The sequence below is a fragment of the Streptomyces sp. NPDC091376 genome (assembly GCF_044757085.1).
Classification (GTDB): domain Bacteria; phylum Actinomycetota; class Actinomycetes; order Streptomycetales; family Streptomycetaceae; genus Streptomyces; species Streptomyces pratisoli.
In genome coordinates this window covers 198,134-218,638 of the sequence record NZ_JBIVUF010000015.1, presented here as the reverse complement: position 1 = coordinate 218,638, position 20,505 = coordinate 198,134, and the positions used below count along the sequence as shown (strand labels likewise).

The following is a 20,505-nucleotide window of genomic DNA, read 5'->3' as shown; positions in this document are numbered from 1 at the left end:
CCCGGCTCTTCGAGCTGGGGAGACCCCAAGCCGGGGCGAGGAGGGCGAGGCATGGTGCAGAAGGCCAAGATCCTCCTGGTCGATGACCGGCCGGAGAATCTGTTGGCGCTGGAGGCCATCCTCTCTGCGCTCGATCAGACACTGGTACGGGCATCGTCAGGGGAGGAAGCGCTCAAAGCGCTGCTGACGGACGACTTCGCGGTCATTCTGCTGGACGTTCAGATGCCAGGAATGGACGGATTCGAGACCGCGGCGCACATCAAGCGCCGCGAACGGACCAGAGACATCCCCATCATCTTCCTGACCGCGATCAACCACGGACCGCACCACACCTTCCGCGGATACGCCGCGGGCGCGGTGGACTACATCTCCAAGCCGTTCGACCCCTGGGTGCTGCGCGCGAAGGTCTCCGTCTTCGTCGAGCTCTACATGAAGAACTGCCAGCTGCGCGAGCAGGCCGCGCTGCTCCGCCTCCAGCTGGAGGGCGGGGGACACGGCACGGGAGACACCAAGGAGCCGGCCGGTCTCCTCGCCGAACTCTCCGCGCGGCTCGCGGCAGTTGAGGAGCAGGCCGAGGCACTCTCCAAGCAGCTCGACGACGAGTCCGCGGACGCCGCGGCCGTCGCCACCGCAGCCCATCTCGAACGCAAACTCACCGGTCTGCGCAGGGCGCTGGACGCCCTGGAGCCCGGAGCCGGCACCGGCACGCCCTCGCTGCCGTCACAGAGCTAGGGGCTGTCCTCCGGATCCCGCCGTGCCGCCGGACCGGAGCTCCGGACGCTGATGGGACGTCAGTCTCCGGACCCGGCAAGGACGACACGAACGGGTGAACCGGTGGGCACACGTGTCCCCCGCCGGTCACACCGGTAACCTCACCACCATGGCCTCACGTACGTCCGGCAAGGGTTCACAGGGCGCGGCGGGCACCGCGAAGCCGCGCGCCGGCCGTACGACCGGCGCCGCGAAGAAGGCGGCGCCCGCCAGGAAGCCCGCGGCGAAGAAGACCGCGGCCAAGAAGAGCGCACCCGCGAAGAAGGCGGCGGCGAAGAAGGCCGTGCCCAAGCCCGCGCCCAATCCCACCGGGGGCGTGATCTGGCTGATGCGCGCCCTGTGGCTCGGCGTCGCACACGCCCTCGGCGCCATGCTCCGCGGCATAGGACGCGGCGCCAAGGGCCTCGACCCGGTGCACCGCAAGGACGGGCTCGCGCTCCTGCTGCTCGCCCTCGGACTCATCGTCGCCGCGGGCACCTGGTCCAGCCTCCGCGGCCCCGTCGGCGATCTCGTCGAGATGCTCGTCACCGGCGCCTTCGGCCGGCTCGATCTGCTCGTGCCGATACTGCTCGTGGCGATCGCCGTACGGCTGATCCTCTACCCCGAACGGCCCGAGGCCAACGGCCGCATCGTCATCGGGCTCTCCGCCCTGGTCGTCGGTGTGCTCGGCCAGGTCCACATCGCCTGCGGTTCGCCGGGGCGCGACTCGGGCGCCGAGGCGATGCAGGACGCGGGAGGGCTGATCGGCTGGGCCGCCTCCCAGCCGCTGATCTTCATGATGGGCGAGGTCCTCGCCGTACCGCTGCTGGTGCTGCTCACCGTCTTCGGACTGCTGGTCGTCACCGCCACCCCCGTCAACGCGATCCCGCAGCGGCTGCGCATGCTCGGTGTCCGGCTCGGCCTCCTCGACGCCCCGTACGAGCCCGGCGCGACCGACGAGGCCGAGGACGGGCAGTACGACGACGGCTGGCGCGAGGCGCGGCCCTCGCGGCGCCGCGGCCCGGCTGCCGGTGCCTCCGAGGTGTACGACGCCGAGAAGGCGGAACAGGAGGCGCTCTCCCGGCGACGGCGGCGCGGCTCCTCCGCACAGCCCGCCGGCAGCCGTCCCCTGGACGCGGTCGACGTCGCCGCGGCCGCCGCCGCGGCCCTCGACGGCGCCGTCCTCAACGGGATGCCGCCCTCCCCGGTCGTCGCCGGCCTGACCCGCGACCTCACCGCCGACCGGGAGCGCGCCGTCGGCCCCGTACCCGGCGCGCGTACCGAGCAGCCCGCGCCCGCCGCCAAGACCGCCGTGCCCGACCTCACCAAGCCCGCGCCCGAGGACTCGCAGCCCCTGCCGCCGCGCGCAGAGCAGCTCCAGCTCTCCGGCGACATCACCTACGCACTGCCGTCCCTGGACCTGCTGGAGCGCGGCGGGCCGGGCAAGACCCGCAGCGCCGCCAACGATGCGATCGTCGCCTCACTGACGAACGTCTTCGCGGAGTTCAAGGTGGACGCCGCCGTCACCGGCTTCACCCGCGGACCGACGGTCACCCGCTACGAGGTCGAGCTCGGCCCCGCCGTGAAGGTCGAGCGGATCACCGCGCTGACCAAGAACATCGCCTACGCCGTCGCCAGCCCGGACGTGCGGATCATCTCGCCGATCCCCGGAAAGTCCGCCGTCGGCATCGAGATCCCGAACTCCGACCGCGAGATGGTCAACCTCGGCGACGTGCTGAGGCTGGCCGAGGCGGCCGGGGACGAGCACCCGATGCTCGTGGCGCTCGGCAAGGACGTCGAGGGCGGCTACGTCATGGCCAATCTGGCGAAGATGCCGCACGTCCTGGTCGCCGGTGCCACCGGCTCCGGAAAGTCCTCCTGCATCAACTGCCTGATCACCTCGGTCATGATGCGGGCGACCCCGGAGGACGTCCGGATGGTCCTCGTCGACCCGAAGCGGGTCGAGCTGACCGCCTACGAGGGCGTTCCGCACCTGATCACCCCCATCATCACGAACCCCAAGCGGGCCGCCGAGGCGCTGCAGTGGGTCGTCCGTGAGATGGACCTGCGCTACGACGACCTCGCGGCCTACGGCTACCGGCACATCGACGACTTCAACCAGGCCGTGCGCAACGGCAAGGTCACACCGCCCGAGGGCAGCGAGCGCGAGCTGCAGCCCTACCCGTATCTGCTGGTGATCGTCGACGAGCTGGCGGACCTGATGATGGTCGCGCCGCGCGACGTCGAGGACGCCATCGTCCGGATCACCCAGCTGGCGCGCGCCGCGGGCATCCATCTGGTACTGGCCACCCAGCGGCCCTCCGTCGACGTCGTCACGGGCCTGATCAAGGCGAACGTGCCCTCGCGGCTCGCCTTCGCCACCTCCTCCCTCGCCGACAGCCGGGTCATCCTCGACCAGCCGGGTGCGGAGAAGCTCATCGGCAAGGGCGACGGCCTGTTCCTCCCGATGGGCGCCAACAAGCCCACCCGTATGCAGGGCGCCTTCGTGACCGAGGAGGAGGTCGCGGCCGTCGTCCGGCACTGCAAGGATCAGATGGCCCCTGTCTTCCGGGACGACGTGGTGGTCGGCACCAAGCAGAAGAAGGAGATCGACGAGGACATCGGCGACGACCTCGACCTGCTCTGTCAGGCCGCTGAGCTGGTGGTTTCCACCCAGTTCGGGTCGACGTCCATGCTCCAGCGCAAGCTCCGGGTCGGCTTCGCGAAGGCCGGCCGGCTGATGGACCTGATGGAGTCGAGGAACATCGTGGGACCCAGCGAGGGCTCCAAGGCGCGTGACGTTTTGGTGAAACCCGATGAGCTGGATGGAGTGCTCGCCGTGATCCGTGGGGAGTCTGATTCGTAAGGGAGGGCGAGGCAACCGTTTCCCTTGGTCGTACGTCCAGTTGGATGGAGGGACACCATGTGTCCGATCCTCACGCTGTCCGACCATTCTGATGGCGTACAAACTGCACCGCCCGGTTGCCCCACCCTTTCGTACCACCCATAGACTGAACCTCCAGCAGGTGGCTACACGCTCGAAAGGCGCCCCCGTGTCCATCGGCAACTCCCCCGAAGACGACCGGCCTTCCATCGAGGACGACCAGCCTTCGATCGGTCGTTCACTCCAGCAGGCTCGCGCCGACGCAGGTCTGACCGTCGACGAGGTCAGTACGTCCACCCGCGTACGTGTGCCCATCGTGCACGCGATCGAGCAGGACGACTTCTCCCGCTGTGGTGGCGATGTCTACGCCCGCGGGCACATCAGGACGCTCGCGCGCGCCGTGGGGCTGGATCCGGCCCCGCTGATCGCGGAGTACGACGCGGAGCACGGTGGGCGTCCCTCTCCGACGCCCGCCGCCCCCCTCTTCGAGGCGGAACGGATCCGCCCCGAGCCCAGGCGCCCCAACTGGACCGCCGCGATGGTCGCGGCGATCGTCGCCGTGATCGGATTCGTCGGCTTCACGCTCTTCGACGGCGGCAGCGACGGCAACGGCACCAAGCAGGTCGCCGAGGGCTCGACACCCGAGAAGGCCAGCCACAAGCCGGCCCCGGTCAAGCCGGTCGCACCCAAGCCCGAACCCTCCGAGAGCGCCATCGCCGCCGTACCGCAGGACAAGGTGACGGTGAAGCTGACCGCGGCCGACGACAAGAGCTGGATCTCCGCCAAGTCCGCCAACGGCAAGCTGCTCTTCGACGGACTGCTCCTCGCGGGCGAGTCCAAGACCTTCCAGGACGACGAGCGCCTCGACCTCATCCTGGGCAACGCCGGCGCGATCGAGCTGTTCGTGAACGGCAAGAAGATCGAGGACCGGTTCGAGAACGGACAGGTCGAGCGGCTGTCCTACTCGAAGGGTGACCCCGAGGCCGGCTGACCCGTCACGACCGAAAATCGTCGGCCCATCGCCCGCACCGCGGGCGGTGGGCCTCGCGGATCGGGCGTGGGCCGGGACAAAGTAGTCTTGAGCCCATGCCCGAACGCCGTACCGTCGCCCTTGTCACTCTTGGCTGCGCCCGTAACGAGGTGGACTCGGAGGAGCTCGCAGGCCGCTTGGCAGCGGATGGCTGGGAGCTCGTCGAGGAAGCCGCCGATGCGGATGTCGCGGTCGTCAACACCTGTGGATTCGTCGAGGCCGCCAAGAAGGACTCCGTCGACGCGCTGCTCGAAGCCAACGACCTCAAGGACCACGGCCGGACCCAGGCCGTGGTCGCCGTCGGCTGCATGGCCGAGCGGTACGGCAAGGAGCTCGCCGACGCGCTTCCCGAAGCGGACGGCGTGCTGGGTTTCGACGACTACGCCGACATCTCCGACCGGCTCCAGACCATTCTGAGCGGCGGCATCCACGCCTCGCACACCCCGCGCGACCGGCGCAAGCTGCTGCCGGTCAGCCCGGCGGAACGGCACAAGGCCGACGTGGCCCTCCCCGGCCACGCCCAGGCCCCGGCTCCGGCTCCGGTCCTGGCTCCGGAGAACGTGCCCGCCGATCTGCCGGACGGTCTCGCGCCCGCCTCCGGGCCGCGCGCTCCGCTGCGCCGCAGGCTCGACACCAGCCCCGTCGCGTCGGTCAAGCTGGCCTCAGGCTGCGACCGCCGCTGCTCGTTCTGCGCCATCCCGTCCTTCCGGGGCTCGTTCATCTCGCGGCGGCCGAGCGATGTGCTCGGCGAGACCCGCTGGCTGGCCGAGCAGGGCGTGAAGGAGATCATGCTGGTCTCCGAGAACAACACCTCGTACGGCAAGGACCTCGGTGACATCCGCCTGCTGGAGACGCTGCTCCCCGAGCTGGCGGCCGTCGACGGCATCGAGCGGGTGCGGGTCAGCTATCTGCAGCCGGCGGAGATGCGCCCCGGTCTGATCGACGTCCTGACGTCGACGGAGAAGGTCGCTCCCTACTTCGATCTCTCGTTCCAGCACAGCGCGCCCGGTGTGCTGCGCGCGATGCGGCGCTTCGGCGACACCGAGCGGTTCCTGGACCTGCTGGAGACGATCCGCGGCAAGGCCCCGCTGGCCGGTGTGCGGTCCAACTTCATCGTCGGCTTCCCCGGCGAGAGCGAGGCGGACTTCGCCGAGCTGGAGCGCTTCCTCAACGAGGCCCGACTGGACGCCATCGGGGTCTTCGGCTACTCCGACGAGGAGGGCACCGAGGCCGCCGGTTACGACCGCAAGCTGGACCAGGACGTTGTCGACGAGCGCCTCGCCCAGCTGTCCCGGCTCGCCGAGGAGCTGACCGCCCAGCGCGCGGAGGAGCGCCTCGGGGAGACGCTGCACGTGCTGGTCGAGTCCGTGGACGACGAGGGCGAGGACGGCGGCGCCGTGGGCCGGGCGGCGCACCAGGCGCCCGAGACCGACGGTCAGGTGATCTTCACGGGTGCCGACGGCCTGGTGCCCGGACGTATCGTCGAAGCGAAGGTCGTCGGTACGGAAGGTGTCGACCTCGTGGCCGAAGCCGTATCCGAGTGTCGTGAGGAGGCGCGCAGATGACCGGAGTCCCGGCATCCGCTGCGGGCGGGACCGGCAGGCCGGCGCCCGGTGGCAAGCTGGGCGCTGCGGCCGTCAACCAGGCCAGTCTGTGGAACATCGCCAACATCCTCACCATGATGCGGCTGGTGCTCGTGCCCGCCTTCGTGGTGCTGCTGCTCATGGACGGGGGATACGACCCGGTCTGGCGCGCGTGGGCCTGGGCGGCGTTCGCCGTCGCCATGATCACGGACATCTTCGACGGGCATCTGGCGCGTGCCTACAACCTGGTCACGGACTTCGGGAAGATCGCGGACCCGATCGCGGACAAGGCGATCATGGCGGCCGGGCTGATCTGCCTCTCGGCGCTCGGCGACCTGCCCTGGTGGGTGACCGGAGTGATTCTCTTCCGTGAGCTGGGCATCACGCTGATGCGCTTCTGGGTGATCCGGCACGGGGTGATCCCCGCCAGCCGCGGCGGCAAGATGAAGACGCTGGCGCAGGGCACGGCGGTCGGTATGTACGTGCTGGCGCTGACCGGCCCGCTGGCCACGCTGCGCTGGTGGGTCATGGCCGTGGCCGTCGTGCTGACGGTGGTCACCGGGCTCGACTACGTGCGACAGGCGGTCGTCCTGCGCCGCAGGGGGCTCGCCGCCGAACGCCGGGCCGCCCGGGACGCGGCGGAGTCCCCGCGATGAGTGACGCGGCCGGGGTGCTCGCCCTCCTCGCGGAGCGTGGCGAGACCCTGGCCGTCGCGGAATCCCTCACGGGTGGTCTCGTGGCCGCGGAGCTGACCTCCGTACCGGGCGCCTCGAAATCCTTCCGCGGCTCCGTGACGGCGTACGCAACGGCACTCAAGCGCGATCTCCTGGGGGTCGACGAGGCCCTGCTGGCCGAGTGCGGCGCGGTTCACCCGGACGTCGCGGCGCAGATGGCGGCCGGTGCGAGGGCCCGGATGGCGGCCGGCTGGGGCATCGCCACCACCGGTGTCGCGGGGCCCGAGCCCCAGGACGGACAGCCCGTCGGAACGGTCTTCGTCGCGGTCGCGGGACCCGACGGTACGCGGAAAGTGACCGCGCTGAGATTGAACGGCGACCGCGCGGAAATCCGTAGAGAGAGCGTACGGAGCGTGCTGGAACTGCTCGCCGGCGAACTCTCGGCGAATGAGCGAGCACAGGATACGGAACAGAACGGGGGGAATTGATGTTTGCAGCCCTGAGTGAACACGACATCGCTCCCCGCACGGCCGCAGCGCGAGGCGGTACGGTGGGGCGTGAAGGATGCGGCTACGCGGTCCGAGGAGGGAGCCACCGATGATTCTGCTCCGTCGCCTGCTGGGTGACGTGCTGCGTCGGCAGCGCCAGCGCCAGGGCCGTACTCTGCGCGAAGTCTCCTCGTCCGCCCGAGTCTCTCTCGGCTATCTCTCCGAGGTGGAGCGGGGGCAGAAGGAGGCTTCCTCCGAGCTGCTCTCCGCGATCTGCGACGCGCTTGACGTACGGATGTCCGAGCTCATGCGGGAAGTGAGCGACGAGCTGTCGCTGGCCGAGCTGGCCGCGTCGGCAGCGGCGAGCGATCCGGTGTCCGCGCCGGTGCGTCCGCTCAATTCCGTGTCCGTGACATCGGTCGCGGGCGTGCCGACGGAACGGGTGACGATCAAGGCGCCTGCGGAAGCGGTGGACGTCGTCGCTGCGTGATCTCGACTCTCGACGTATGAGCCCCGGCCGGGTGGGTACCCGACCGGGGCTTTACTTTTCCCTCGAATAACCGTTTTGTGCCATTTATGCCATGGTGGAGAACGGTGTCGTTTGAACGGAGGTCACGATGTCCGTGGTGAAGAGCCCGCTGCCCGAACAGGCGCGCAAAGTCACCGGTGAGGCCCTCCAGGGCGCACTGGTGGATCTGATCGATCTGGCACTGGTGGCCAAGCAGGTCCATTGGAACGTGGTCGGGCCGCGGTTCCGCTCGGTGCACCTCCAGCTGGACGAAGTCGTCACGACGGCTCGGACGCATTCCGACACCGTGGCCGAACGGGCTTCGGCGATCGGTGTGACGCCCGACGGACGGGCCTCGACGGTCGCCTCGGCGAGCGCCATCGGGAAGGTGCCGGACGGCTGGATCCAGGACTCCGACGTCGTGAGCACGATGGTGAAGGCGCTGCGCGCGGTGATCGAGGGGATGCGGGAGCGCATCGAGGTCACGGCCGAGCCGGACCCGGTGAGCCAGGACATCCTGATCGGGCTCACGGCCGACCTCGAGAAGCACGCCTGGATGTTCCAGGCCGAGAGCGTGTAGTGGCCCTCCCGGCCGGGGACCCGCCCGGGGCACGAGGCCTCGCGCCCGGTGCCGCGCGCGGGCGCATGGCCCGGAGCACGAACCTCTGGGGCGCCTGGCGCATACGCTGCGGGCGCGCCGGGTGTGCATCCGGTGCGCCCTGCCGCCGAGTGATCGGTCCGGTCTAGCGTCGACCGGAGGAGGCGGCCATGGTGAGGCGATGGGTCCTGCTGCCGGCGCTCGCACTGGGCGCGGTGTGGTGGTGGGCCGTTCTGCGGCTGGCGCTGGTGCCGGAGCACGCGGGGCTCGTCGAGGGGGCAGTGGCGGCAGGTGGGTGGGGGCTCAGTCTGCTGCCGGTGCACGTTGCGTCGCGTGCCGGGGATGCCGGTACGGCCGGGGGAACGACCACGGCTACCAGGGCATCGCGACGCCCCCGTTCGGCCGGAGGATCTGACCCGTCGTGAACGACGACGCGTCGGAGGCGAGATGGAGGACCGCGTGAGCGATGTCCCCGGGCTCGCCGACCCGGCCGAGCGGTGACAGCCTGACCATGGCGGCCTCCGCCTTCTGTTGCAGCCCCGCGTCATGGCGGTCGGTCATGGGTGTACGGATCCAGCCCGGGGCGACCGCGTTGACCCGGATCGCATACGGGCCGAGTTCGGCGGCCAGCGTCTTGGTGAGCTGGACGACGGCCGCCTTGGCCGCGCCGTAGCAGAGCAGGCCGGGGTTCGCGGCGTCCACCGCCCCGGACGCCATGGTGATGATCGAGCCCCGGACGCCCGCGTCGATCATCGAGCGGGCCGCGGCCTGGCAGGCGTACAGCACGCCCTTGAAGTTGACCGCGAGGACGCGGTCGAGGTCCTCGTCGCGTGTCTCCAGAACCGGGCTGGAGTGCATGATTCCGGCGATCGCGGCCATGATGTGCAGCGGGCCGGAGGCGGATACGGCCGCCGCGACCGCGGCGTGGAGGCGGTCGCGGTCGCTCACGTCGACGACGTGGGTGTGCGCGGTGCCACCGGCGTCGTCGATCAGGGTCCGGGTCTCATGGAGGAGCTTCTCGGACACGTCCGCGCAGTGGACGGTGGCGCCCGCCTCGGCGAGCAGTACGGCGGTGGCGCGGCCGATGCCGCTCGCCGCGCCGGTGACGAACGCGGCGCGGCCGGTCAGGTCGTACGCGGTGAGGGGCATGCCGGTGACCGTACGACCGGATCTGACGGATCGTCAACTAGCCGGGCTCCTGCGGTGGTCGGCTTCCTGCGGTGGTCGGGTTCCTACGGCGTCGGGCCGGACTGGCAGCCCGGGCACCAGTAGGTGACACGGTCGTCCTGGCCCGCTTTGCGGAGCGCGGTGCCGCAGCGCAGGCAGGGGCGGCCCTCGCGTCCGTACACGAACAGGTGCTGCTCACCCGGGCGCTGTCCGCCCATGCGCTGGTCGCCGCCGCGGGCGGCGGGGGTGGTGCGGCGGTCGAAGCGGTTCTTGTTCACCTCCAGAAGGCGATGCGCCGTGGCCACCAGGCGCTCGGGGACACCGGAGGGCAGTTCGCCGATCGGCAGCCAGGGCGTGACCCGGGCCATGAAGGCCAGCTCCGATTTGTAGACATTGCCGATGCCGGCCAGATTGCGCTGGTCGAGCAGGGCTTCGCCGAGGGGGCGCGCGGGGTCGGCCAGGAGGTTGCGTACGGCGGTGCCCGCATCCCAGTCCGGTCCCAGCAGATCGGGCCCGAGGTGTCCCACGGCCTTGTCCTCGTCCTTGCTGCGGAGCAGTTCGAGGACCGGGAGGCGGTAGCCGACGGCCGTGTGCTCGCTGTTGCCGAGCACCGCCCGGATCTGGTGGTCCGGGCCGCCGCGCCATCGCTCACCGGCCGCGTACACCCGCCAGGCGCCGTCCATCCGGAGATGGGAGTGGAGGGTGAGCCCGCCCTCGACGCGGGTGAGGAGGTGCTTGCCCCGCGCCGTGACGTCGAGAACCTCCCGGCCGGTGAGATCGGCGGTGGCGAACCGCGGAACCCGCAGGTCGGAGAGTGTGAGGGTCCGTCCGGCCAGGGCGGTGTGCAGCTTCCGGGCGGTCAGCCAGACGGTGTCTCCTTCGGGCATGCATCCATCATGCGCGACGGGCGACGTTTCGGGACGGGGTGGGGTGGGCCCGCTCCGTCAGGCCCGGATGCGCAGGCCCCGAGGGGTGGCGTGGAAGCCGGATTCCTCCAGCGGGCGAGCGAGTGGTGAGGTCAGAGCCGCGGTGCCGTTGATCCGCTCGACCGTGACCGTGCCGAGCGTGCCCGCCCGGGCCGCCGCGGCGAGCGCCTCGGCCGCCGCCCGCAGCGGCGGGGCATCCGGCTCGGTCGGCCACGACAGCAAGGTCTTCCCGCCGCGCTCCATGTAGAGCGTGAGCTCGCCGTCGACGAGGACGACCAGGGAGCCGGCCTTGCGTCCGGGCTTGTGGCCTGCGCCGGTCGGTGGCTCCGGCCAGGGCAGCGCCGCCCCGTACGCGTTCGCCGGATCGGCGGCCGCGAGGACCACGGCGCGGGGTGCGGTGTGCGCGTCGGCACGATCACGGGCGGTCGACGCTGCTCGAAGCCGGTCCACCGCACCGTCCATGGCGAACTGCGCGGCACCCAGGCCTTCGACGACATAGCCCCGACGGGCCTGCCCGCTGTCCTCGAAGGCGGACAGGATGCGGTACGTCGCCGAGAACCCGCCCTCGACCCCTTCGGCGGCGACCGCGCCCCGGGTGACCACGCCGTGACGATCCAGCAGCGTGCGGGCCAGGGCATGCGCGCGGTGCGTGGGGTCGGGCTCCGGAGCGGGGAGCAGGGACCAGCGACCGGAGACGGTGGGGGGGCCGCTCCGGGACGCGGGGCGCGCGGCTGCCGTCAGCGACCCGTAACGCCCGCGCGGGACCGTGCGTTTGGCGCGGTGCGCCGTGGAGCCGGCGGTACGGCCCGAGCCGAGGAGCGAGCGCAGCGGCCCCAGGGTGTCGTTGGTCAGGCGCCCCGACCACGCCAGGTCCCAGAGCGCGTCGGCCAGTTGGGGATCGGTGACGTCGGGATGGGTGGTGGTGCGGACCTGGTCGGCGATCTGGCGGAAGAACAGGCCGTATCCACCGGAGAGGGCCGTGAGGACCGACTCGTGCAGGGCCGTCGGCTCCAGTGGGTGCGGCTGCGGGAGCAGCAGCGGGACCGCGTCGGCGAGATAGAGGGAGATCCAGCCGTCCTTGCCGGGCAGCGCGCCCGCTCCTGCCCACACCACCTCGCCGGCCGTCGTCAGCTCGTCGAGCAGGCCCGGTGCGTAGCCGCCGACCCGGGACGGGAGGATCAGCTTCTCCAGCGCGGAGGCGGGGACGGGTGCGCCCTGCAACTGCTCGACGGCGCGGGCCAGTCCGTCGATGCCGCGCAGGCTGTTGTTCCCCAGGTGCTGCCACTGGGGGAGGAAGGTCGCGAGCGCGGCTGGCGGGACCGGCTCCAGCTCCTGGCGGAGCGCGGCGAGGGAGCGGCGGCGCAGCCGCCGCAGCACGGCCGCGTCGCACCACTCCTGGCCGATGCCGGACGGGTGGAACTCGCCCTGCACCACGCGCCCGCCTGCCGCGAGGCGCTGCAACGCCCCGTCCGTGACGGCCGCGCCGAGCCCGAACCGTGCGGCGGCCTGGGACGAGGTGAACGGGCCGTGCGTACGGGCGAAGCGAGCCAGCAGGTCGCCCAGCGGATCCTTCACCGGCTCCATGAACGCCTCGGGGACGCCCACGGGGAGCGCCGTGCCCAGCGCGTCCCGCAGCCGTCCGGCGTCCTCGATGGCCGCCCAGTGGTCGGCGCCCGCGATGCGTACCCGGATGGCACGGCGGGCCCCGGCGAGCTCCTCCGGCCAGCGGGGGTCCGCGCCCCGCTCGGTCAGCTCGGCCGTGGTGAGCGGCCCGAGGACACGCAGCGCGTCGGCGACGCCTTCCGCGTCCTTGAGTCTGCGGTCCTCCGTGAGCCACCGGAGCTCCTGCTCCAGCTCCCCGAGGACATCCGCGTCGAGCAGCTCCCGCAGCTCCGCCTGGCCGAGCAACTCGGCGAGCAGCCGGGAGTCCAGGGAGAGCGCGGCGGCGCGGCGCTCGGCCAGTGGTGAGTCGCCCTCGTACAGGAACTGCGCCACGTAGCCGAAGAGGAGGGAGCGGGCGAACGGGGACGGCTCCGGTGTGGTGACCTCCACCAGCCGGACCCGGCGGGCCTCGATGTCGCCCATCAGCTCTTCGAGCCCGGGGACGTCGAAGACGTCCTGAAGGCACTCCCGCACGGCCTCCAGGACGATCGGGAACGAGCCGAACTCGCTTGCCACCTGGAGCAGCTGGGCCGCGCGCTGACGCTGCTGCCAGAGAGGGGTGCGCTTGCCGGGGCTGCGGCGCGGCAGCAGCAGAGCACGCGCCGCGCACTCGCGGAAGCGGGACGCGAACAGCGCGGAGCCGCCCACCTGGTCGGTGACGATCTGACGGATCTCCCCCTTGTCGAAGAGGGCGTCGGCGGCACCGATCGGGGCCTGGTCGCTGTCGTACGCCGTGTCCAGGTGCACCGGGTCCTGGTCGAGCAGGTCCAGGCCCATCAGATCGGCGTCGGGCAGCCGCAGCACGATTCCGTCGTCCGCGTGCATGACCTGTGCGTCCATGCCGTACCGCTCGGCGAGACGCGCGCCCAGTGCGAGCGCCCACGGGGCATGCACCTGGGCTCCGAACGGTGAGTGCACCACGACCCGCCAGTCGCCCAGCTCGTCACGGAACCGCTCGACGAGGATCGTGCGGTCGTCGGGCACATGACCGCAGGCGCGGCGCTGCTCGTCGAGATACGAGAGCACATTGCCGGCCGCCCATGCGTCGAGACCGGCGGTCATCAGCCGCAGCCGGGCGTCCTCCTCGGGCAGCGAACCGACCTCGCGGAGGAACGCGCCGACCGCACGGCCCAGTTCGAGCGGCCGGCCGAGCTGGTCGCCCTTCCAGAACGGCAGCCGGCCGGGCACGCCGGGCGCGGGGGAGACCAGCACCCGGTCGCGGGTGATGTCCTCGATCCGCCAGGAGGTGGTGCCCAGGGTGAAGACGTCGCCGACGCGGGACTCGTAGACCATCTCCTCGTCGAGCTCGCCGACCCGGCCGCCTCCCTTCTTCGGGTCGGCCCCGGCGAGAAAGACGCCGAAGAGACCCCGGTCCGGGATCGTGCCGCCCGAGGTGACGGCGAGCCGCTGGGCGCCGGGACGCCCCGTGACCGTCCCGGCGACTCGGTCCCACACCACGCGCGGGCGCAGTTCCGCGAAGGCGTCGGAGGGATAGCGGCCCGCCAGCATGTCCAGCACGGCCGTGAAGGCAGACTCGGGGAGCGAGGCGAAAGGAGCGGCGCGCCGCACCACGGTGAGCAGATCGTCGACCTGCCAGGTGTCGAGGGCGACCATGGCGACGAGCTGCTGGGCCAGCACGTCCAGCGGATTGGCCGGGATACGGAGCGACTCGATCGAGCCGGTGCGCATCCGCTCGGTGACCACGGCGGCCTGGACGAGATCGCCCCGGTACTTGGGGAAGACCACGCCTGTGGACACAGCGCCCACCTGGTGTCCAGCGCGGCCGACGCGCTGAAGACCGGAGGCGACCGACGGTGGCGACTCGACCTGGACGACCAGGTCCACCGCGCCCATGTCGATGCCCAGCTCCAGGCTCGACGTCGCGACGACCGCGGGCAGCCGGCCCGCCTTCAGATCCTCCTCGACGAGCGCGCGCTGCTCCTTGGAGACCGAGCCGTGGTGCGCACGGGCGAGCAGCGCCGGTGCGCCCTGCGCGGCGCCCGACTGCGCCATGATCTCGGCGGGCGGAGCGCCTTCGGGAAGCGGTTCGCCGACCGCCCGTTCGTACGCGATCTCGTTGAGCCGGTTGCACAACCGCTCGGCCAGCCGACGGGAGTTGGCGAAGACGATCGTCGAACGGTGGGCCTGCACCAGATCGGCGATCCGCTCCTCCACATGCGGCCAGATCGACGGCTTCTCACCGGGGCCGTCCGCCTCGGCGGCCGGGGAACCCCCGAGCTCGCCCAGGTCCTCGACCGGAACGACGACGGAGAGGTCGAACTCCTTGCCGGACGGCGGCTGGACGATCTCCACCTTTCGCTGCGGCGACAGATAGCGCGCCACCTCGTCCACCGGCCGGACGGTCGCCGACAGCCCGATCCGGCGCGCGGGGCGGGGGAGCAGCTCGTCCAGCCGCTCCAGTGAAAGGGCGAGATGCGCACCCCGCTTGGTGCCCGCCACCGCGTGCACCTCGTCCAGGATCACCGTTTCGACACCGGTCAGCGCCTCGCGGGTGGACGACGTCAGCATCAGGAACAGCGACTCGGGAGTGGTGATCAGAATGTCCGGCGGGCGGGTCGCCAGCGCCCGCCGCTCGGCGGCCGGGGTGTCACCGGACCGGATCCCGACCCGCACCTCGGGCTCGGGCAGCCCGAGCCGGACGGACTCCTGGCGGATTCCGGTCAGCGGGCTGCGCAGATTCCGCTCGACGTCGACCGCCAGCGCCTTGAGCGGCGACACGTACAGCACACGGCAGCGCTGCTTCGCGTCCGCGGGCGGCGGAGCGGACGCGAGACGGTCGAGCGCCGCGAGGAACGCCGCGAGGGTCTTGCCGGAACCGGTCGGTGCCACGACCAGCACGTCCGACCCCCGCCCGATCGCCTGCCAGGCGCCTTCCTGGGCCGCGGTGGGCGCGCTGAACGCCCCCGTGAACCAGCCACGGGTCGCGGGCGAGAAGGAATCGAGTGCCGTCCTGGACATGCCCCCATCGTGCACCGCCCCACTGACAATCGCCCGGACCTGCGAGAATGACCTCATGGCGGAGGGTGAGTGGGCGCGGTACTGGCAGCCCGAACTGCTGCCGGGCATCGATCTGCTGCGAGCCCGTTACGTCCGGCACACCTTCCCCCGTCACAGCCACGAGGGTTACGTCTTCGCCACCATCACCGGCGGTGTCGAGGAGGTCGGACTGCCCGGCGGCGTCGTGCACGCCGGCCCCGGCACCGTCGTCATGATCAATCCGGAGGTCCCGCACAGCGCCAGGGCCGGGACCCCCGAGGGCTGGGTGTACTCGACCCTCTATCCGTCGGCGCAGGTGGTCGCCGAGATCGCCGAGGAGACCACGACCATCCGTGGCACCGCGGGCTTCGCCGAGACGGATGTGGTCGATCACCAGGCGGCCCGGCTGATCCGGGAGGTCCACCGCGCGGCCGAGGAGGGCAACGCGCTGGCCGCCGACAGCGTCCTGCGGATCATGGTCGCCCGCATGCTGCGCCACTACGGAAGCACCCTGCCGACGCGCGAACCGCGCACGTCGGGCGCGCGCGACGCGGCACGCGCCCGTGCACTGCTGGAGGAGCGGATGGACGATCCGCCCACCCTCCAGGTCCTGGCCGCGGAGCTGGGCACCAGTCCGTTCGCCCTGCTGCGGGCCTTCCGCAACAGCTACGGCATGCCTCCGCACGCCTGGCTCACCGACGCGCGGGTCCGCCGGGCCCGTCGGCTGCTGGACCTGGGCACGGCCCCGGCACAGACCGCCGTCGCCGTGGGATTCGCCGATCAGCCTCATCTCAACCGGCACTTCACGCGGATCGTGGGTGTGCCGCCCGGCGCGTACCAGCGGGGACGCGGAGTCGGCAGGGCCCGCTGAAACGAGCCGAGCCACCCAGGACCTCGACGCCGCCTGGGCCTCGACCCCGCTTGGGTGCAAGAACGTACAAGACCCGGGACGCGCCGCCCCCGTAACGTCCAGGGCGTGGCAGAACAGACAGCATCAGCAGAGATACCCCGGGAAGGCGAACCCCGTGCAGTGGCCGGTGAGCCCGGCCGGGACGCGGCCCACGGCGCACCGCTGAAGGCGGATTCCGCCGTCGTACGGGACGCCCTGGGCGTCGGCGTCGCCGTCGGCCTGTCCGGCTTCGCTTTCGGGGTGACGGGCGCAGGCGCCGGTCTCGACGTCCTGCAGATCTGCGCCCTCAGCCTGCTCGTGTTCACCGGCGCCTCTCAGTTCGCGCTGGTCGGCGCGCTCGCGGCGGGCGGCAACCCGTTCACCGCCGCTGCCGGCGCCTTCTTCCTCGGCACCCGCAACGCCTTCTACGGCCTCAGGCTGTCCCAGCTCCTCGCCCTGCCCCGGTCCGTACGTCCCTTCGCCGCCCACTGGGTCATCGACGAGACCACCGCCGTCGCCCTGGCCCAGCCCACCCGCCGGGCCGCACGCCTCGGATTCACCGCCACCGGCCTCACCCTCTACGTGCTGTGGAACCTCACCACGCTGCTCGGCGCGCTCGGCGCCGAGGCGATCGGCGACACGAACGCCTGGGGCCTGGACGCGGCCGGGCCCGCCGTGTTCCTCGCCCTGCTGGCCCCCATGCTGCGCACGACGACCGAGCGGGCGGTAGCGGGCATCGCCGTCGTCCTGGGCCTCGGACTGCTGCCCGTGCTCCCCGCCGGAGTTCCGGTGCTCGTCGCGGCACTCGCCGCACCGGCCGTGCTGTGGTGGCAGGGCCGCACGATCATGAACAAGCGGAAGGGAGCGGACCGTTGAACGTCTGGATCGCGATCGGCGTGACCGCCGTCGCGTGCTACCTGGTCAAACTGGTCGGGCTACTGGTCCCTGCGGGGGCGCTGGAGCGCCCGCTCGTCCAGCGGCTCGCCGCCCTGCTGCCGGTGGCCCTGCTGGCCGCGCTCACCGCCCAGCAGACCTTCAGCGCCGGGAACGCGCTGGTGCTCGACGCCAGGGCCGCGGGTCTGGGCGCAGCCGCGATCGCGCTGGTCCTGCGAGCGCCTTTCCTCCTTGTCGTCGCGGCCGCCGTGCTCGTCACGGCCGGGGTACGGGCGCTCGGAGGCTGAGGCGCCGCACCGCCCGTGCCTCAGCGCAGCACGCGTCCGTGCGCCCGCAACGTCCGCAGCGCCTCGATCGTCACGATGGGACGCCACTCCAGGGCGGTGCTCGGCGCCCACTGGCGCCACCGGACCGGCCAGCCGCCGTCCTCCTGCTGCTCACGGGCGAGATGGTCCAGGGACCGTTCCATCTCCTCGTCCGTGAACCAGCGGCGCGCCAGCGAATCCGGCACGCGCGCGTAGTCGTACGCGAAGTGGTGTTCGCCCGGCGCGTACCCGGCCGCCACCGGGTAGTCGTCCGACCGGCGCGGGTCCAGCACCACGAGCCGCTGCTCGCGGACGAGCCGCCCGAGCCGGTCCGCCACCGCCTCGGCGCGCGACCGGTCCGGGACACCGTCCAGGAACGCGATCGCCGCCTGGATCTCGTACGGATGCGACTTCTTCAGCCCCTCCACCGCGGCCCAGCAGAAGTCGGTCGCGCGGAACAGCCACGCGTGCCACACCTGGTTGCGGTGCAGCAGGCCGACCACCGGCCCGGTGGCCAGCAGCTCGCTCGGCGGCTCCGAGACGATCGGGATGAACGGAGCCGTCGGGTAGCCCCGCTGCGAGGGATGGATCACGGGCAGTGCCCCGTCCCGGGTGGCCACGTCCGTGAAGTAGCGGCACATCCGCTCCACGCGCAGCCCGCCGCAGCGCCCCACGGAGTCCAGGACGCGCAGGGCCTGCGCCGTGTGCAGCGGCTGGCTCACGGGGCCGCGCAGATCGGGCTCGAGGGCGTGGCCGTAGCCGCCGTCCTCGTTGAGGTACGCGGTCAGCGCCGCCTCGACCGGGTCCGCCGCCGCACCCAGGAAGTGGTACGCGAACCGCCGCTGTTCCAGCACGCGGGCCGTCAGCCAGACGAAGTGCTCGGCCCGCGCCAGAGGTGTTCCAGCCATGCTCCGACGGTAGGGCGGAAACGGGTTTCGGCAAGGCGTACGGGCAAGGCTGCACTCTCAGGGGGCGGATACTGGTGTCATGCGGTTGACGATTTTCTGGGAACGGATGGAAGAGCACTTCGGCGCGGCGTACGCCGAATCCTTCGCGCGTGACCATGTGATGGCCGAACTCGGGGGCCGCACGGTCCACGAGGCGCTGGCCGCCGGCTGGGAGACGAAGGACGTCTGGCGCGGGGTCTGCGCCGCGGTCGGCATCCCCGCGGACAAGCGTTGAGCGCCCGTATCCGGAAGTTGTCCACAGGCCCGCGCCGGTTGCCGCCGCGGTAGGCGAGACTGGCTCCGTGGCACCGACTGACGACACCGCCCAGGACGAGAACCGCCCGACCACCCAGTACGCGGAGGCCGGGCGGCTCGACGACGACGCAGGCCGCCCGGCTGCCGGGCCCGAGGCACCGGCCAGGGTCCCCGCGCCCGCCACCGCTCCGGACGGCGGGGCCGGGACCGGCGGGCGTGCCGTCACGGCCGGCGGGCCGGGGCGGATGCCGCGCTGGCTGCCCCGCGCCATGGTGCTGGCGCTGGCGCTCTACGGCTGCTTCCAGCTCGGGAGCTGGGCCTTCCACCAGCTCATCGGCCTGCTGATCAACGTGCTGATCGCGTTCTTCCTCGCGCTGGCGATCGAGCCCGCCGTGGGCCGGATGGCGGCCCGCGGCATGCGCCGCGGCGTCGCCACCTTCCTCGTCTTCATCGCCGTGCTGATCGCCGGCGTCGGCTTCGTCGTGCTGCTCGGCTCGATGCTGGCCGGCCAGATCGTCGAGATGGTCGAGGAATTCCCCCAGTACCTCGACCAGGTGATCAACTGGATCAACAAGACGTTCCACAGCGAACTGTCCCGGGTCGCGATCCAGGACAGTCTGCTGCGCTCCGACTGGCTGCAGAAGTACGTGCAGAACAGCGCGAGCGGGGTGCTCGACGTCTCGGCGACCGTGCTCGGCGGACTGTTCAAGCTGCTGACGATCTTCCTGTTCTCCTTCTACTTCGCGGCCGACGGACCCCGCCTGCGGCGCGCGCTCTGCTCGGTGCTGCCGCCGTCCAAGCAGGCCGAGGTGCTGCGGGCCTGGGAGATCGCGGTCGACAAGACCGGCGGCTACATCTACTCGCGCGGGCTCATGGCGCTGATCTCCGGCGTCGCCCACTACATCCTGCTGGCGCTCCTGGGCGTGCCGTACGCCCCGGCGCTGGCCGTGTGGGTCGGACTGGTGTCGCAGTTCATCCCCACGATCGGCACCTACCTCGCGGGCGCTTTGCCGATGCTGATCGCGTTCACGATCGAGCCCTGGTACGCGCTGTGGGTGCTGGGCTTCGTCCTGATCTACCAGCAGTTCGAGAACTACGTGCTGCAGCCCAAGCTCACTTCCAAGACGGTGGACATCCACCCTGCGGTCGCGTTCGGCTCGGTCATCGCCGGCACCGCGCTGCTGGGCGCCGTCGGCGCGCTGATCGCGATTCCCGCGGTCGCCACGCTGCAGGCCTTCCTCGGCGCGTATGTGAAGCGGTACGCCGTGACGGAGGACCCGCGCGTCCACGGCCACCGGCGCCACGGCGAGGCGGTCCTCGCCCGCCTCCAGCGCGCGCTGCGCACCAAGCGGGACGAGACGCCTCCTCCGGAGCAGAGCGGCGCCTGAGGCTCCCCGTCCGCGGCGCGCCTGCCGTCCTGCTCTGGACTTCGACCGATTGCCATCGAGCGGCGTCCCGGCACGGACACCGAGGCCTGCGGTAGCGCGACAACCACCGCATGTTCGCCATCAGCATCGGGCGGCATGTACGAACTCCCAGTCCACCGTCAGGCAGGCCGCCGGGCCGTTGCCACTCGCTAGGACAAGGGGGCCTCCCCGAGAACGCATCGGGCGCGATCCGTCAGGGTGGCATGCATGGACCCGAGCCTACGGAGCGTGATCCGCCGGACACCGTCTGACCTGCGGATATGCCTGTTCCGGCGCGTCGGGGGCAAGGGTGACGCCGTGTCCTCCATGGTGCGGGCACGGCTGTGCGGGCGTCCCTGACCTGAACGAGCGTCGGTGCTCAGAGTGGCCGGCCACCACGCTCACTGGCCGACCACGACGCTCGGCCACGGCACCTCCGCCCTGGTGCGTGTGGTGCGCTTGACACCAAAATCGAACATCCATTCTGATGGGAGTCCGGCCTTGGAATCCCGGGGTTTTCGCCGGGTTATCCGCAGGCTGGA

Annotated in this window: 18 protein-coding genes; 14 read left to right on the top strand and 4 right to left on the bottom strand. The window is 71.5% G+C overall.

The genetic code is table 11. From position 1 onward, the window contains the following. Nucleotides 1–51 precede the first annotated feature (51 nt). From ACIQMR_RS28765 to ACIQMR_RS28725, 9 genes are all read left to right on the top strand, one after another. On the top strand, nucleotides 52–732 hold the full coding sequence (locus ACIQMR_RS28765; RefSeq protein ID WP_266388550.1) for a two-component system response regulator: 681 nt from the start codon (nucleotides 52–54) through the stop codon (nucleotides 730–732). Between the two features lie 148 nt (nucleotides 733–880). Next, complete coding sequence (locus ACIQMR_RS28760) at nucleotides 881–3,616, top strand: DNA translocase FtsK (RefSeq protein WP_401393211.1); 2,736 nt, start codon at nucleotides 881–883, stop codon at nucleotides 3,614–3,616. Nucleotides 3,617–3,803: 187 nt separating this feature from the next. Further along, complete coding sequence (locus ACIQMR_RS28755) at nucleotides 3,804–4,625, top strand: helix-turn-helix domain-containing protein (protein WP_401393208.1); 822 nt, start codon at nucleotides 3,804–3,806, stop codon at nucleotides 4,623–4,625. 95 nt (nucleotides 4,626–4,720) lie between these two features. Next, nucleotides 4,721–6,229, top strand: coding sequence for a 30S ribosomal protein S12 methylthiotransferase RimO (rimO, locus tag ACIQMR_RS28750; RefSeq protein ID WP_401393205.1), 1,509 nt, complete (start codon nucleotides 4,721–4,723; stop codon nucleotides 6,227–6,229). After that, nucleotides 6,226–6,903: a CDP-diacylglycerol--glycerol-3-phosphate 3-phosphatidyltransferase gene (gene pgsA / locus ACIQMR_RS28745; RefSeq protein WP_401393203.1), complete on the top strand. Its 678-nt coding sequence runs from the start codon at nucleotides 6,226–6,228 to the stop codon at nucleotides 6,901–6,903. The genes rimO and pgsA overlap by 4 nt, the downstream gene beginning before the upstream one ends. Then, the gene (locus ACIQMR_RS28740) at nucleotides 6,900–7,409 is read left to right on the top strand and encodes a CinA family protein (protein ID WP_401393200.1); all 510 of its coding nucleotides are present in this window, start codon (nucleotides 6,900–6,902) and stop codon (nucleotides 7,407–7,409) included. Before pgsA ends, ACIQMR_RS28740 begins: the two co-directional genes overlap by 4 nt. A gap of 109 nt (nucleotides 7,410–7,518) precedes the next feature. Continuing rightward, entirely contained in the window at nucleotides 7,519–7,899 is a 381-nt protein-coding gene (locus ACIQMR_RS28735; RefSeq protein WP_358670773.1) for a helix-turn-helix transcriptional regulator, read from the top strand. Nucleotides 7,900–8,026: 127 nt separating this feature from the next. Then, nucleotides 8,027–8,497: a Dps family protein gene (locus tag ACIQMR_RS28730; protein ID WP_401393197.1), complete on the top strand. Its 471-nt coding sequence runs from the start codon at nucleotides 8,027–8,029 to the stop codon at nucleotides 8,495–8,497. A gap of 188 nt (nucleotides 8,498–8,685) precedes the next feature. Next, nucleotides 8,686–8,940, top strand: coding sequence for a hypothetical protein (locus tag ACIQMR_RS28725; protein WP_266388527.1), 255 nt, complete (start codon nucleotides 8,686–8,688; stop codon nucleotides 8,938–8,940). On the opposite strand, the gene ACIQMR_RS28720 is transcribed toward ACIQMR_RS28725, so the two are convergent. The 3 genes from ACIQMR_RS28720 to ACIQMR_RS28710 all read right to left on the bottom strand — a co-directional run bounded on the left by ACIQMR_RS28720 (nucleotide 8,888) and on the right by ACIQMR_RS28710 (nucleotide 15,249). Continuing rightward, on the bottom strand, nucleotides 8,888–9,664 hold the full coding sequence (locus ACIQMR_RS28720; RefSeq protein ID WP_401393194.1) for an SDR family NAD(P)-dependent oxidoreductase: 777 nt from the start codon (nucleotides 9,662–9,664) through the stop codon (nucleotides 8,888–8,890). The genes ACIQMR_RS28725 and ACIQMR_RS28720 overlap by 53 nt on opposite strands. 83 nt (nucleotides 9,665–9,747) lie before the next feature. Next, the gene (locus ACIQMR_RS28715) at nucleotides 9,748–10,569 is read right to left on the bottom strand and encodes an Fpg/Nei family DNA glycosylase (protein ID WP_401393192.1); all 822 of its coding nucleotides are present in this window, start codon (nucleotides 10,567–10,569) and stop codon (nucleotides 9,748–9,750) included. A 57-nt stretch (nucleotides 10,570–10,626) separates the two neighbouring features. After that, entirely contained in the window at nucleotides 10,627–15,249 is a 4,623-nt protein-coding gene (locus tag ACIQMR_RS28710; RefSeq protein ID WP_401393189.1) for an ATP-dependent helicase, read from the bottom strand. A gap of 55 nt (nucleotides 15,250–15,304) precedes the next feature. Here ACIQMR_RS28710 and ACIQMR_RS28705 point away from each other — a divergent pair, with 55 nt between their 5' ends. The 3 genes from ACIQMR_RS28705 to ACIQMR_RS28695 all read left to right on the top strand — a co-directional run bounded on the left by ACIQMR_RS28705 (nucleotide 15,305) and on the right by ACIQMR_RS28695 (nucleotide 17,337). Further along, a complete protein-coding gene (locus ACIQMR_RS28705) occupies nucleotides 15,305–16,138 on the top strand; it encodes an AraC family ligand binding domain-containing protein (protein ID WP_401393186.1) in 834 nt (277 codons plus the stop codon). A 159-nt stretch (nucleotides 16,139–16,297) separates the two neighbouring features. Continuing rightward, nucleotides 16,298–17,032: an AzlC family ABC transporter permease gene (locus tag ACIQMR_RS28700; protein ID WP_401393246.1), complete on the top strand. Its 735-nt coding sequence runs from the start codon at nucleotides 16,298–16,300 to the stop codon at nucleotides 17,030–17,032. Beyond that, entirely contained in the window at nucleotides 17,029–17,337 is a 309-nt protein-coding gene (locus tag ACIQMR_RS28695) for an AzlD domain-containing protein (protein WP_266388512.1), read from the top strand. Before ACIQMR_RS28700 ends, ACIQMR_RS28695 begins: the two co-directional genes overlap by 4 nt. Nucleotides 17,338–17,357: 20 nt before the next feature. Here the strand turns inward: ACIQMR_RS28695 and ACIQMR_RS28690 are convergent, their stop codons facing one another. Further along, nucleotides 17,358–18,263 (bottom strand): hypothetical protein, encoded by a 906-nt coding sequence (locus ACIQMR_RS28690; RefSeq protein WP_401393183.1) that lies wholly within the window; start codon nucleotides 18,261–18,263, stop codon nucleotides 17,358–17,360. Nucleotides 18,264–18,342: 79 nt separating this feature from the next. Between ACIQMR_RS28690 and ACIQMR_RS28685 the strand changes: the two genes are divergently transcribed. Further along, on the top strand, nucleotides 18,343–18,537 hold the full coding sequence (locus ACIQMR_RS28685; RefSeq protein WP_401393180.1) for a DUF3046 domain-containing protein: 195 nt from the start codon (nucleotides 18,343–18,345) through the stop codon (nucleotides 18,535–18,537). A gap of 265 nt (nucleotides 18,538–18,802) precedes the next feature. Further along, the gene (locus ACIQMR_RS28680) at nucleotides 18,803–19,945 is read left to right on the top strand and encodes an AI-2E family transporter (RefSeq protein WP_401393243.1); all 1,143 of its coding nucleotides are present in this window, start codon (nucleotides 18,803–18,805) and stop codon (nucleotides 19,943–19,945) included. Nucleotides 19,946–20,505 lie beyond the last annotated feature (560 nt).